A 13446-nucleotide genomic window follows, 5' to 3' on the forward strand; every position below is an offset into this window, starting at 1 on the left:
TGACAGCACCGCCCAGTCCTTGATCAGCGTCAGGAAGATGACGGAGGGCGCCGGCAGCACGTAAGGCGGGATGTCCTTGATGCGGACCACGAGTTCCCAGGCGAGGAGGCCGGCGGCGAATACGATGACGGGAAGCGCGAAACGCACCGCGCGCTGCGCCCCGGACGGCCTGGAACTGATCGCGGGCCTGGCGCTCATAGCATCGACTGTCCCGAATAGGACGGCGCCAGCGCGCCCGAGACCTTGCGGCAGTAGTCGCCATAAGCGGTTGACGTGCGAAACTCCTCACCGCGCGGCTCGACCGTCTCGATGCGGATGTCGGCCTGGATGCGGCCGGGCCGCCCCGTCATGACCACGACGCGCTGCGACAGGTAGACCGATTCGAACACCGAATGGGTGACGAAGATGACGGTCTTGCGAAGGCTGCGCCACAGCGCGAGCAAATCGTTGTTGAGGCGGAAGCGCGTGATCTCGTCGAGCGCCGCGAACGGCTCATCCATCAGCAGGATGTCGGGATCGGTAACGAGCGCGCGCGCCAGCGACACCCGCATCTTCATGCCGCCGGAGAGTTCGCGCGGAAAGGCATCGGCGAAATCGGCAAGCCCGACGCTGGCCAGCGCGTCATCGGCGCGCCCGCGCGCCTCGGCCTTTGGCACGCGGGCAAGCCTCAAGGGCAGCCGGACGTTTTCGCGCACGCTGGTCCACGGCATCAGGGTCGGCTCCTGGAACACGAAGCCGATACCATGACCCGGCTGCGCCTCGCCCTCATGGCGCGACACCCGCACCGTGCCGGACGACTGCGCGCTGAGGCCTGCGATGATGCGCAGCGCCGTCGACTTGCCGCAGCCGGACGGGCCCAGCAGCGAGATGAACTCGCCCTTGCGCACGGCGAGATCGAGCGGACCGAGCGCCATGACGCCATTGTCATAGACCTTCGTCACGCCGCGCAGGCTGACGGCCAGGGCCGTCAGGCCGGCCTCGACCCCCGACGAAGTTTTGACTGATGACATGGACCTTGCGTTACGGCTTGGCGGGGCGCAGCTCGACACCGACGCCCTTGTTGACGAAACGCAGCGTATAGGACTTGCGGAAGTCGAGATCGCGCTTGACGACGCCGGCCTTCACCATCTTGTCGAAGAACGAGGTGTAGCGCTCGTCGCTCATCGCGCCGATGCCGTTTTTCAAGCTGTCGCCGGAATCGACGATGCCGTATTCCTTCATCTTGGCGACGGAATAGGCCAGCAGTTCGTCGGTCATCTCCGGATTGAGCTTCTTGATCATGGCGTTGCCGGCGGAATTGTCGCGATAGATGTAATTGTACCAGCCGACCATGGAGGCATCGACGAAGCGCTGCACCAGATCAGGCTTTTTTTCGACGATGTCGCGGCGGGTCTCGACCAGGGTCGAGTAGGTATTGAAGCCGTAATCGGCGAGCAGCAGCACGTTGGGCTTGAAGCCCGCGGCCTTCTCCACCGCGAAGGGCTCGGAGGTGACGTAACCCTGCATGGCGCTCTTGGGATTGGCGATGAAGGGCTGCGGATTGAAATTGTAGGGCCGGACGTTCTTCTCGCTAAAACCGTATTCCGACTTCAGCCACTGGAAATAGCTGGTCATGCCCTCCTTGGAGACGAACAGCGTCAGCGGCTTGAGATCCTCGATCTTGCCGACCTTGGCGTCCGGCTGCGTCAGCATCACCTGCGGATCCTTCTGGAAGATCGCGGCGATCGTCACCACGGGGACGTTGTTGGCGACCGCGTCGAACGACATCAGCGTGTTGGCGGCCATGAAGAAATCGATCTTGCCGGCGATCAAGAGCATCCGGTTGTTCTCGTTGGGCCCACCGGGAACGATGGTGACATCGAGGCCGTACTTCTTGTAGGTGCCGTCGGCGACCGCCTGGAAGAAGCCGCCATGCTCGGCCTCGGCGACCCAGTTGGTGCCGAACATGACCTTGTCCAGCGTCTCGGCACGCGCCGGGACGACCGAGACGAAGGCGGCCAGCAAGCCTGCCGTTAACGCTCGCCGCAGATGAGAGGGGCTCATGATGGCACTCCGTCGATCGCTTCTAGCCCAATCGCTTCTGGCTCATGTGAAAGCAACGCGATAAAACCGCAACACGTTCGGGGACGCGAGCCGGCCGGGCCYGCGTCCCCTGATACCCCAAATTACGTGACAAATTCGGGCAAAGAAACCTTCAAGGAAAACTTCATGACGCTTTCCCGCGACTGGACCGAGATCCGCTGGGCCGATGCCGGCCCGGCCGAGGTTTCGCGCTGGATCGCGGTGCTGCCGCTGGCGGCGACCGAGCAGCACGGCCCGCATCTGCCGCTCGAGACCGACGTGCTGATCGCCGACGCCTATCTCGCGCGGGTGCGCGAGCTTTTGCCCGAGCGCGTTCCGGCCAGTTTTCTTCCCGTTGAACCGGTCGGGATTTCCACCGAGCATTTCGACTATCCGGGCACGCAGACGCTGCCGACCGAGGTGGCGCTGAAGAGATGGACCGCAATCGGCGAGGACGTCGCCCGACGCGGCGTGAAGAAGCTCGTCATCATCACCAGCCATGGCGGCAACAGCGCGGCCATGATGCTGGTCGCGCAGGATCTTCGCGCGCACCAAAAACTGTTCGTGGTGACGACGTCGTGGTCGCGGCTGTCGGGCGCGGACCGATTGTTCCCGGCCGAGGAAGTGCGTCACGGCATTCATGGCGGCGCGGTCGAGACCTCGATCATGCTGGCGCGCTATCCCGATCAGGTGCGCGGGGATGCGATCGCCGATTTTCCCGCGAGCAGCATCGCGATGGAGCAGCAATATCGCTGGCTGTCGACGCAGCGTCCCGCGCCGTTCGCCTGGCAGGCGCAGGATCTCAACCCCAGCGGTGCAGTCGGCAATGCGACGCTGGCCGTGGCCGCGAAGGGCGATGAGCTCATCGACCAGGGCGCGCGCGCTTTCTGCGAGCTGCTCGCCGAGGTCGATAACTTCGACGTGAACAGGCTCGCCAGAGGGCCTCTCGGCTAGCTCACATCCTCCTGGAATCGTTCAGGAAAGATCCGGATTCCGCGACCCGCTTTGTCGCTTTCGAACCGGACGCGGGCAGCCTCCGTCCAACTGGGCACGCGGGCCACAACGGACCGCCTCRACCCGGATGGAGTTTCACATGTCGATCAAGACCAAGATTGCCGCCGTCGCTCTCGCTGCCCTCGCCGTCACCGGCAGCATCGTGTCCACCACCTCCTCGGCCGAAGCCAAGCAGCCGGGCTGGGTGTGGGGTGTGGGTGCCGGCATCGCCACCGCCGCCGTCGTCGGCTCCGCGATCGCCGCCAGCAACGACCCCTATTACGGCTATCACCGCTGCGGCTGGGTCGCCCAGTACAACGCCTTCGGCCAGTACGTCGGCCGCGTTCGTACCTGCTACTGATTTGAGTACCTGAGGCCGATCTTAAGTGGATCCGCGTCCGACACGGGCGCCTCATCCACCCCGTGTCGTGCCCCGACCCCGCCCGGATGTCCCCCCGGGCGGGGTCAACCGTTTGGGGGCCGGGCATTTGTTGCAGTCCCGTCACATGACGGTGCGAACCATCACCCGCGGCAATCCGCACCAGTTGCTATTGCGAATTAATCGCAATAAGGTTCGCAACGAGCGCAGGGACTTGGGACGAAATCGCGTCGAATCGAGATCATCTCGGCCGATCGCATGACCCCAGGACCCTGATGACAGGGGCACCGCGAATCGGCAGGGATGTCGCGGCGGGTGGATACATTCGCGTTTGGGGGCGTAGGTTTTGACGTTGAGAAGTCACCGACACCGGTTGCTGCATACGGCGGCCGTCGCAGGCCTCCTGGGGCTTCCCGTTGCTGCCCACGCGGCCGATCTGCCGCTGAAGGCACCGGCCCTGAAGGCGGTCTATGACTGGACGGGTCTCTATATCGGCGCGCATGCCGGCTACAGCCGCGGCTCGTCCGGCTTCGCCCTGAACGACGGCGCCGCAATCGACGGCAATGGCGTCTTCAGCGGCATGATCGGCGGCGTGCAGGCCGGCTACAATTACCGGCTCAACTCCGGCTGGCTGGTCGGCGTCGAAGGCGATTTTTCGTTTCCGAACTACATCATCTCGAACTCGATTGTCTCATTCCTCGCAACACCTGCCAACACCGTCACCCAGCAATGGGACTACACCGCCAGCCTGCGCGGCCGCGTCGGCTACACCAGCGGTCCGTGGCTGGTCTATGCCACCGGCGGCTTCGCATGGATGGGCGAACGTTATTTCGACACGCCGGCCTCCGGCGCCGAAGTCCCGAAGATCCTGAACACGCGGCCCGGCTGGATCGCGGGTGCCGGCGTCGAATACGGCTTCGCGCCGCATTGGAGCGCACGACTCGAATATCTCTACAGCCGCTTCGACGGCGCCAACGTCGCCTTCTCCACGGGGGCCCAATACGCCTCCTCGTCGCTCGACTTCCAGCAGGTCAGGCTCGGCCTCAACCGCAAGGTCGATTGGCCGGGCATGCCGAGCTACAATCCGAAGAGCTCCCTGATCGACACGGAATCGGATCGCTGGGAGATTCACGGCCAGAGCACCTATCTGCCGCAAGGCTATCCGTCGTTTCCCGCTCTCTACAGCGGAACGAACTCTCTCTCGCCTTCAACCCAGGCCAAGGCGACCTGGAGCAACAGCCTGTTCCTGAACGCGCGGCTGTGGGACGGCGGCGAAGTCTATTACAATCCGGAGCTGCTCCAGGGTTTTGGACTGAACGACACGGTGGGCGCGGCCGGCTTTCCGAACGGCGAAGCGCAGAAGTCGAACTTCCCCTACCCGCATTACAACACCTCGCGGCTGTTCGTGCGCCAGACCTTTGGCTTCGGCGGCGAGCAGGAAGAGCTCGCGAGCGGCCAGTTGCAGCTCGGGCAGAAGGTCGACGTGTCCCGGCTCACCGTGCAGGCCGGCAAGTTCGCGGTGATCGACGTGTTCGACGGCAACGCCTATGCCAAGGACACCCGCAAGGACTTCATGAACTGGTCGATCTGGGCGCCGGGCGCCTTCGACTATTCCGCCGACAAGGTCGGCCTCACCTACGGCGTCACCGCCGAGCTCAACCAGAAGCAATGGGCGCTGCGCGGCGGCTATTTCCTCATGGTCGCGGAGTCCAATTCGAATCATTTCGACACCAGGGTCGGGGAGCGCGGCCAGTACGTGCTCGAGCTCGAGACGCGCTATTCGCTGTTCTCGCAACCCGGCAAGCTCAGGACCATGGGCTGGGTCGACAGCGCCAATATGGGCAGCTTCCGCGAGACGCTGGACAATCCCGCGCTCAATCTCGACATCGCACAGACCCGCCGCGGCCGCCTCAAGGTCGGCTATGTCGTCAATCTCGAGCAGGCCATCACCGACGATGTCGGACTGTTCGGCCGCTGGAGCTGGAACGACGGCAAGACCGAAACGCTCGCCTTCACCGACATCAACCGCAGCCTGTCCGGCGGACTGTCGATCAAGGGCACGAAATGGGGCCGGCCTGACGACGTGATCGGCATCGGCGGCGCCATCAACGCCATCTCGCAGGATTATCGCGACTTCCTGGCCGCCGGCGGCCTCGGTGTTCTCATCGGCGACGGAGCGCTGAACTACCGCAAGGAGCGCATCCTCGAAACCTATTACGCCTACGCGCTGAACAAGAGTCTCACCCTCACGGCCGACTATCAATTGATCACAAACCCGGCCTATAACGCCGACCGCGGGCCGGTCTCGGTCTTCTCAGGCCGCCTGCACGGCGAGTTCTAGCCCAAGATCTAGCTCAAGATTCCAGCCCAAAGGCGGGCCCCATGAAGCCGAGAGATATCCGCACGGCCGCAATCGGCCGGGCGCTTCGGCCCAATGTCTGGGATGTCGTCGCGCTGATCCTGGTGATCGGCGCCATGGTGCTGATCGTCTATGGCGGCAAGCAGACCACGGTGCCGCTGTCCGAGCTGGAGCGCGCGCCGGTGTCGCTCGATCCGTCTCACCTGCCATACTACGCCTTGCGCACCACGATGCGGATGCTGCTCGCGATCGTCTGCTCGATCGTATTCACGTTCGTCTATGCGGCGATCGCAGCCAAGAGCCGGCGTGCCGAGCTGGTGATGATCCCTCTGCTGGACATCCTGCAATCGGTCCCGATCCTGGGATTTCTGACCTTCACTGTCGTGTTTTTCATGAATCTGTTTCCGGGGCAGGTGCTCGGCGCCGAGCTTGCCTCGGTGTTCGCGATCTTCACCAGCCAGGCCTGGAACATGACCTTCAGCCTGTACCAGTCGATCCGCAACGTGCCGAAGGATTTGGAAGAGGCGACGCAAAGCTTCCATTTGTCGGGATGGCAGCGCTTCTGGCGTCTCGACGTCCCCTTCGCGATGCCGGGCCTGATCTGGAACGCGATGATGTCGATGTCGGGCGGCTGGTTCTTCGTGGTGGCGTCGGAAGCAATCACGGTGGGCAACACCACGGTGACGCTGCCGGGCATCGGCTCCTACGTCGCGCTGGCGATCCAGCAGCAAAATCTGCCCGCGATCTTCTACGCGATCCTGGCGATGCTGTTCGTCATCATCGCCTATGACCAGTTGCTGTTCCGGCCGATCGTCGCCTGGGCGGATAAATTCCGCTTCGAGCAGACCGCCTCGGGCGAAGCGCCGGCCTCCTGGATGCTCGATCTGTTCCGCCGCACCCGCGCACTGCGCGCCCTCACGCTTCCCTTTGCGGCGCTGAACCGGGCGATCTCGAATTTACGTATCCCGCTGCCGAAACTGTCTGCGGGACGCGGCAAGGAGCGTCCGTCGCGCTTCATCGACACGCTCTGGATCGCAATGGTCCTTGCCGGTACCGCCTACGCGGCCTGGCTGACCTATCGCTACCTTTCGGCCGACCTCGGACTTGCCGACGTCATGGTCGTCATCCGCGACGGATTGATCACGCTGCTGCGCGTCGCCGTCCTGATCAGCCTCGCCACGCTGATCTGGGTGCCGGTGGGCGTGTGGATCGGGCTTCGTCCGAAGCTCGCCGAACGGATCCAGCCGCTGGCCCAGTTTCTGGCGGCCTTCCCGGCCAATCTTGCCTTTCCCGTCTTTGTCGTGGCCATTGTCAGCTTCAAGCTCAATCCAGACATCTGGCTGAGCCCGCTGATGATCCTCGGTACGCAATGGTACATCCTGTTCAACGTGATTGCGGGCGCGAGCGCCTTCCCGACCGATCTGCGCGAGGCCGCCGGCAGCTTCCACCTCGGGGGATGGCGATGGTGGTTCAAGGTGATCCTGCCCGGCATCTTCCCCTATTACGTCACCGGCGCGATCACGGCCTCGGGCGGCTCCTGGAACGCGTCCATCGTCGCGGAGGTCGCGAGCTGGGGCGACATTCACCTGAAGGCCACCGGACTCGGGGCCTATATTGCCAACGCCACCGAGGCCGGGGATTTCCCGCGCGTCGTGCTCGGCATTGCCACGATGTGCACCCTGGTGACGCTGTCCAATCGCCTGGTCTGGCGGCCGCTCTACGCGTTCGGCGAGCGCCGGCTGCGGCTCGGCTGAGGAGGAGGTCATCATGCTCGACCACGTGACGCCATCCACCCTCGTCGATATCCGCGGCGTCTGCCGATCGTTTCCGAAAGGCAGCGGCGAGCAGCTGCTGGTGCTCGAAAAGGTCGATCTCACGATCCACACCGGTGAAATCGTCGGCCTGCTCGGCCGCTCCGGCTCTGGCAAGTCGACGCTGCTGCGCATCATCGCCGKACTGGTCAGCCCGTCCTCCGGGCAGGCGACCTGCCGCGGCGAATCCATCACCGGCCCGCCGAACGGCGTCGCCATGGTGTTCCAGTCATTCGCGCTGTTTCCCTGGCTGACGGTGCTGCAAAATGTCGAGCTCGGGCTGGAAGCGCTCGGCGTCGATGCCGCCGAGCGGCGCAAGCGCGCGCTGGCGGCGATCGACCTGATCGGCCTGGACGGCTTCGAGTCGGCCTATCCCAAGGAGCTGTCGGGCGGCATGCGCCAGCGCGTCGGCTTTGCGCGTGCTCTGGTGGTGCATCCAGACCTCCTGCTCATGGACGAACCGTTCTCGGCGCTCGACGTGCTCACCGCCGAGACGCTGCGCACCGACCTCATCGACCTCTGGATCGAGGGCCGCCTGCCGATCAAGTCGATCCTCATGGTGACGCACAATATCGAGGAAGCGGTGCTGATGTGCGATCGCATCCTGGTGTTCTCATCGAATCCGGGACGCGTCGCCGCCGAGATCAAGGTCGAGCTGGACCATCCGCGCAATCGGCTTGATCCGCATTTCCGCCAGCTCGTCGACAGCATCTATGCCCGCATGACCCAGCGCGCGGAACCCAAGGCGCCGGCGACCGACGGCATTCCCGGTTCAGGTGTCGGCATGACCCTGCATCACGTGTCATCCAACGTGCTGTCCGGCCTGATCGAGACGCTGGCGGGGCCACCCTATCACGGACATGCCGACCTGCCGGTGCTCGCCGGCCAGCTCCAGCTCGCGGCCGACGACATCCTCCATCTCGGCGAGTCGCTGCAACTGCTGCGCTTCGCCCAGCTCAGCGAGGGCGACCTGATGCTCACCGAAGCCGGCAAGCACTTTGCCGGGCTCGCCACCGACGCACGCAAGAAGATATTCGCCGAGCATCTCGTCACCTACGTGCCGGTCATGGGACTGATCCGCCGCGTGCTCGACGAGCGGCCATCCCACACCGCGCCAGCGGCGCGCTTCCGCAACGAGCTCGAAGACTACATGTCCGAGGACTATGCGGACGAGACGCTCAGGACGGTCGTGTCCTGGGGCCGCTATGCCGAGCTGTTCGCCTATGACGAGAAGTCCGAGACGTTCAGCCTGGAAAACCCCGGCGAGAACGGCTGAGCCTCGCGCATCGCGTTCGGATGTGATGGGTGCGGCGAGTTCTGATCGCGCTCAGAACAACAGCGCGACACCGGAGACGAACAGCAGCACGAGCACGATCTTGCGGAACGCGGCCTCGTCGATCCGGCCGAACAGTTTCAGTCCGAGCCACGTCCCGGCGAACAGGAACGGCAGGCCGAGCACGAACAGCTTTGCCGTCTCGAGCGTGACCGCCCCCTTGGCGCCCAGCAGCAGCGCAGCCATGGCGAACACCACGACCGCAACGGGCTGGAAGGTGGCACGCTGAAGCTCCTTGGGCAGGCCGCGCAGATTGCACCAGATGGTGACGACGATGCCGGCAAGCCCGGTCAGTCCGCCGAGCAGGCCGTTGACGAAACCCACCGCCACATCGGCGGCGGCCGGCACGACGGTCGCGACCTTGAGCTGCGGCCGGAAGAACGCATAAAGGCTGTAGGCAATGAGGATCGCTCCAACCGCGATGCGGACGCTGTTCGGGTCGGCCCAGGTCAGAAGCGACACTCCGACCGGCACGCCCGCAACCGCGCCGACCATGAAGGGCCACAGCCGGCGCCAATCGATTGCGGCGCGCAGCTTCCAGACCGAGTAGCCCTGCACCAGAAGGCCGAAGCCGACAATCAGGCTGGCGCTCTGAAGCGGCGTCAGCACGTAGAGCCACAGCGATGCCGCGACCAGGCCGAAGGCAAAGCCGGAGAGGCCGGCCACGAATGCGCCGGCGAACGTCGCCAACAGGAAAAGTGGAAGCTCGATCGCGATCCCGTCCATTGCTCGCTCCATACGTCAGCGAGCAGCGCTTGCGTGGGATCACCACTTCACGGGGAGGCTGCGACATCCCCGAGCTGCAAGCCTAGGTGAAGCCGGTTTGCGCCACAACGGCTTTCCTATGCGGCCCGGATCGCGTCCAGGAATTTTCCAACCTCGACCTTGAGACGGCTGCTCTCGCCGGACAGCGATTTCGCCGACGCGAGCACGTTGGAGGACGCCGATCCGGTCTGGCTCGCGCCGCGCTGCACGTCGACGATGCTGGCGGAGACCTGCTGGGTGCCGCGGGCTGCCTGCTGCACGTTGCGGGAAATCTCCCGCGTCGCCGCCCCCTGCTGCTCGACCGCCGAGGCGATCGCCGACGCGATCTCGGACATGCGGGTGATGGTATCGCCGATCGCCTTGATGGCGCCGACGGAATCCTCGGTCGCGGTCTGGATTCCCGTGATCTGCTGGCTGATCTCGCCGGTGGCCTTGGCGGTCTGCTCGGCGAGCGCCTTGACCTCGGAGGCGACGACGGCGAAGCCGCGTCCGGCCTCGCCGGCCCGCGCCGCCTCGATGGTGGCGTTGAGCGCAAGCAGGTTGGTCTGGCCCGCGATCTGGCTGATGAGCTCGACGACGTCGCCGATCCGGCCGGCGGCCCTGGCCAGCTCGCCGACATGGTCGTTGGTCCGCCCCGCCTGCTGGACCGCTTCGCCGGCGATGCGGGCGGAGTCCTGGACCTGCCGGCTGATCTCGTCGACCGAGGACGCCATTTCCTCCGCAGCCGCGGCAACGGTCTGCACGTTGGTGGATGCCTGTTCTGACGCAGCCGCGACGGTCGCCGTGACCTGTTCGGACTGCTCCGCCGCGCTCGTCAGTGTTCCCGCGGACGCTTCCAGCTCAGACGATGCCGACGACACGGTGTTGATCACGTCGCCGATCATGGCTTCGAAGTCGCGCGCGATCTGGTCCATGCGCTGGCTGCGACGAGCCTTCGCATCGGCTTCGATTGCAGCCGCCTCGTCGGCGGCCTTCTGGGCAATAAGCGAATCCTTGAAGTGCCGGAGCGAGCCCGCCACCTGGCCGATCTCGTCATCGCGGCCGCTCGCGGGAATCTCGACCTCGTGCTGTCCGGCGGCGAGCGCTCCGATCACGTCCGCGAGCCGGCTGAGCGGCCTCACCACGCGGCTGCGCAGCATCATGGTGACGCCGGCGAGCGTGCCGAGCAGCGCCAGCACCGCCACGCCCGCAAGCGCGAGCATCGCCAGCGCGCCATCGCGCGCGGCCGAGGCGCGCTCGGACGCTTCGGCCAGCGCAGCGTCGCGCACCCCGTAGAACATCTGGATGGCCGGCACGATGACCTTCGCCAGATCGTCGGCGTTGATGCCGTACTTGCCGTCACTCCGGGCCGCCGGCATTTCCGTGTCCACGGCGGCCGCAGCTTTTCCGAAATAGGACTCCATTGCCGCTTTGAACGCGGCGGCGATCCGGGATGGATTTCCGAGCTGGTCGATGCCGGCCTCGATGCGCTCGCGGTCGGCCTCGACACGTCCCTGCATACGATCCATCAGCGAGAATTCAGCCGCCGTGAGCGGTCGGCGCGCGCTGAGCGCCGGCGACAGCGTGGCGGCGCGGCTGCCGGCCGAGACGCGCAGATCCTGCGCCGTCCGCGCCAGGCTCAACAGCGCCGCAAGCGAGGAATCGGCATTGACGACCTTCGCCTCGAGCCGGTTCATGATCGGCTCGATATTGCCGATGACCTCGGCAACGCCCGGAAGGAAGCCCTTGGTCGCAGCGCCGTCGCGCGCTGCCAGGGGAACGCTCATGGCGCGATCTGCCGCCGTGTAGATATCCTTGAGCCGCCGCGCAGCACGGTCCAGGTTGTCGATCATCGGTCCGGCGTCATCCAGCACCATGATGGCTCGCCTTGCCCCGTCGAATGCGGCATCAGCGGCTTTCGCGGCCTTTGCGGCAGCATCGATCTGGGCCTGCGTCGCCGGGTTCTCCTGGAAAATCGGGGAAATGTAGGGAGCGCGAAGGCCGGCGACCTGCTGGCTGACCATCAGGGTCGCGCCAAAAGCCTCGACCGTCTTGATCGCGTCGGAGCGATTCGCGTAGATGCGGGTCTGGGGCACCAGCACCTCGGCGCCAAGGATGACTGCAAAAACCGTCACCGTCAGCATCGACAGCGCGAAAAGCTTCCCAATCCGCATCGTGCCCCCCCGAATACATGTCTGTAAATGCCGGAAACCTAGCGGGCGACCGCTAAGACCCCGTTAAGCAACGGCAACGCCGTAGTTCCGCGGGGATCGCCTCGTCGCGGCGCTCCGGAGCCGGAGAGGTTCCGATGGAAAGTGCGACAGAATTGCCGGCAATTGCCGGCCAAATACCTATATCAACGCTTGCAGCGCCATCCGGCCACACTCGCTTACCTCGGAACGTCAATGCTCTCCGTCGAACTCGTCATCGTCGTCGTCCTGATCGTCATCAATGGCCTGCTGTCCATGTCGGAGCTCGCCGTGGTGTCATCGCGCCCGGCGCGGCTGTCGCTGCTCGCCGCCAAGGGCGTGCGCGGCGCCGAGCGGGCGCTGACGCTGGCGGCCGATCCGGGAAAATTCCTCTCGACGGTGCAGATCGGGATCACGCTGGTCGGCGTACTGTCGGGCGCATTCTCGGGCGCGACGCTCGGGCAGCGGCTGACGCAATGGCTGGTGGAGCTCGGCCTGTCGACGGGCATCGCCGACATCGTCGGCGTCGGCATCGTCGTCACCCTCATCACCTACGCGACCCTGATCGTCGGCGAGCTCGTGCCGAAGCAGGTCGCGCTGCGCGACCCCGAGAGCATCGCGGTCAAGGTCGCGCCCGCGCTGCACTGGCTCGCAAGGATATCGCTGCCGCTGGTCTTTCTGCTGGATATCTCGGGCAAGCTGATCCTCGCGTTGCTCGGCCGCGGCGGCAAGGCCGAGGAGAAGGTGTCGGAGGACGAGATTCATCATCTCGTCAGCGAGGCCGAGAGCGCGGGCGTGCTGGAATCGGGCGAAAAGGAGATGATCGCGGGCGTGATGCGGCTCGGCGACCGGCCGGTCGGCGCGATCATGACGCCGCGCACGGAGGTGAACGAGATCGACCTGCGCGATGCCCCGGAGATCATCCGGGAGATCATCGCAAAAAGCCCGCACTCGCGCTTTCCGGTCTCGGACGGCGATCGCGACAAGCCGATCGGCGTGCTCCAGGCCAAGGACCTGCTGGTCGCCTTCATGAGCGAACGCGCGCCGGACCTGCGGTCGCTGGTCCGCGAGGCGCCCGGCATCCCGGCATCGGCCGATGCCCGCGACGTGCTGGCGATCCTGAAAGCCGCTCCGGTTCATGTTGGGCTCGTCTACGACGAATACGGCGCCTTCGAAGGCATCGTGACCACGGCTGACATTCTTGAGTCGATCGTCGGCGCCTTCCATTCCGAGGAGGGACCGCCGGAACCTGCCTATGTCAAGCGCGCCGACGATTCGCTGCTCGTCTCGGGCTGGATGCCGGTCGACGAGTTCGGCGAGCTGCTCGGCATCGAACTGCCGCCGCACCGCTACAACACGGTGGCGGGCCTCGTGCTGCAACAGTTCAACGTGCTGCCCGACGTCGGCGATGCCTTCGATCTCGACGGCTGGCACGTCGAGGTGATCGATCTCGACGGGCGGCGGATCGACAAGATCCTGGCGAGCAGGCGGAGTGAGCAGGCGGCGGCGTGAGTTGCGCGCGCTGAACTCTCCCCACGTGTCGTCCCGGCGAAGGCCGGGACCCATAACCACGGGGC

General features: G+C 65.3%; 10 protein-coding genes and 1 pseudogene. 6 read left to right on the forward strand and 5 right to left on the reverse strand.

Annotation, left to right across the window (positions count from 1 at the left end; translation table 11 throughout):
- The 3 genes and pseudogenes from ACXJL8_RS16910 to ACXJL8_RS16920 form a co-directional block, all read right to left on the reverse strand.
- Positions 1-198 (reverse strand): annotated as a pseudogene (locus ACXJL8_RS16910) (ABC transporter permease); the annotation flags it as partial.
- Positions 195-1010: an ABC transporter ATP-binding protein gene (locus ACXJL8_RS16915; RefSeq protein WP_456619358.1), complete on the reverse strand. Its 816-nt coding sequence runs from the start codon at positions 1008-1010 to the stop codon at positions 195-197. The pseudogene ACXJL8_RS16910 and the gene ACXJL8_RS16915, both read right to left, overlap by 4 nt.
- Before the next feature lie 10 nt (positions 1011-1020).
- Entirely contained in the window at positions 1021-2043 is a 1023-nt protein-coding gene (locus ACXJL8_RS16920; RefSeq protein WP_456619357.1) for an ABC transporter substrate-binding protein, read from the reverse strand.
- 165 nt (positions 2044-2208) lie between these two features.
- Here ACXJL8_RS16920 and ACXJL8_RS16925 point away from each other — a divergent pair, with 165 nt between their 5' ends.
- The 5 genes from ACXJL8_RS16925 (at position 2209) to ACXJL8_RS16945 (ending at position 8879) form a co-directional block, all read left to right on the forward strand.
- Complete coding sequence (locus tag ACXJL8_RS16925; protein ID WP_456619356.1) at positions 2209-3015, forward strand: creatininase family protein; 807 nt, start codon at positions 2209-2211, stop codon at positions 3013-3015.
- A 139-nt stretch (positions 3016-3154) separates the two neighbouring features.
- Entirely contained in the window at positions 3155-3415 is a 261-nt protein-coding gene (locus tag ACXJL8_RS16930) for a hypothetical protein (RefSeq protein WP_456619355.1), read from the forward strand.
- Positions 3416-3809: 394 nt separating this feature from the next.
- Positions 3810-5774, forward strand: a complete 1965-nt coding sequence (locus ACXJL8_RS16935; protein WP_456619465.1) for a carbohydrate porin — start codon at positions 3810-3812, stop codon at positions 5772-5774.
- A 41-nt stretch (positions 5775-5815) separates the two neighbouring features.
- Entirely contained in the window at positions 5816-7546 is a 1731-nt protein-coding gene (locus tag ACXJL8_RS16940; protein WP_456619354.1) for an ABC transporter permease, read from the forward strand.
- A 13-nt stretch (positions 7547-7559) separates the two neighbouring features.
- Positions 7560-8879 carry an ABC transporter ATP-binding protein gene (locus ACXJL8_RS16945; protein WP_456685274.1) on the forward strand — a complete coding sequence of 440 codons (1320 nt, stop codon included), beginning with the start codon at positions 7560-7562 and terminating at the stop codon, positions 8877-8879.
- A gap of 51 nt (positions 8880-8930) precedes the next feature.
- On the opposite strand, the gene ACXJL8_RS16950 is transcribed toward ACXJL8_RS16945, so the two are convergent.
- Together ACXJL8_RS16950 and ACXJL8_RS16955 are read right to left on the reverse strand one after the other, a co-directional pair.
- Positions 8931-9662 carry a sulfite exporter TauE/SafE family protein gene (locus tag ACXJL8_RS16950; protein ID WP_456619352.1) on the reverse strand — a complete coding sequence of 244 codons (732 nt, stop codon included), beginning with the start codon at positions 9660-9662 and terminating at the stop codon, positions 8931-8933.
- Positions 9663-9778: 116 nt separating this feature from the next.
- Entirely contained in the window at positions 9779-11854 is a 2076-nt protein-coding gene (locus ACXJL8_RS16955; protein ID WP_456619351.1) for a methyl-accepting chemotaxis protein, read from the reverse strand.
- Between the two features lie 231 nt (positions 11855-12085).
- Here ACXJL8_RS16955 and ACXJL8_RS16960 point away from each other — a divergent pair, with 231 nt between their 5' ends.
- Positions 12086-13381, forward strand: a complete 1296-nt coding sequence (locus ACXJL8_RS16960) for a hemolysin family protein (protein ID WP_456619350.1) — start codon at positions 12086-12088, stop codon at positions 13379-13381.
- Positions 13382-13446: the final 65 nt, after the last annotated feature.

This window comes from Bradyrhizobium sp. P5_C11_2 (assembly GCF_054049755.1).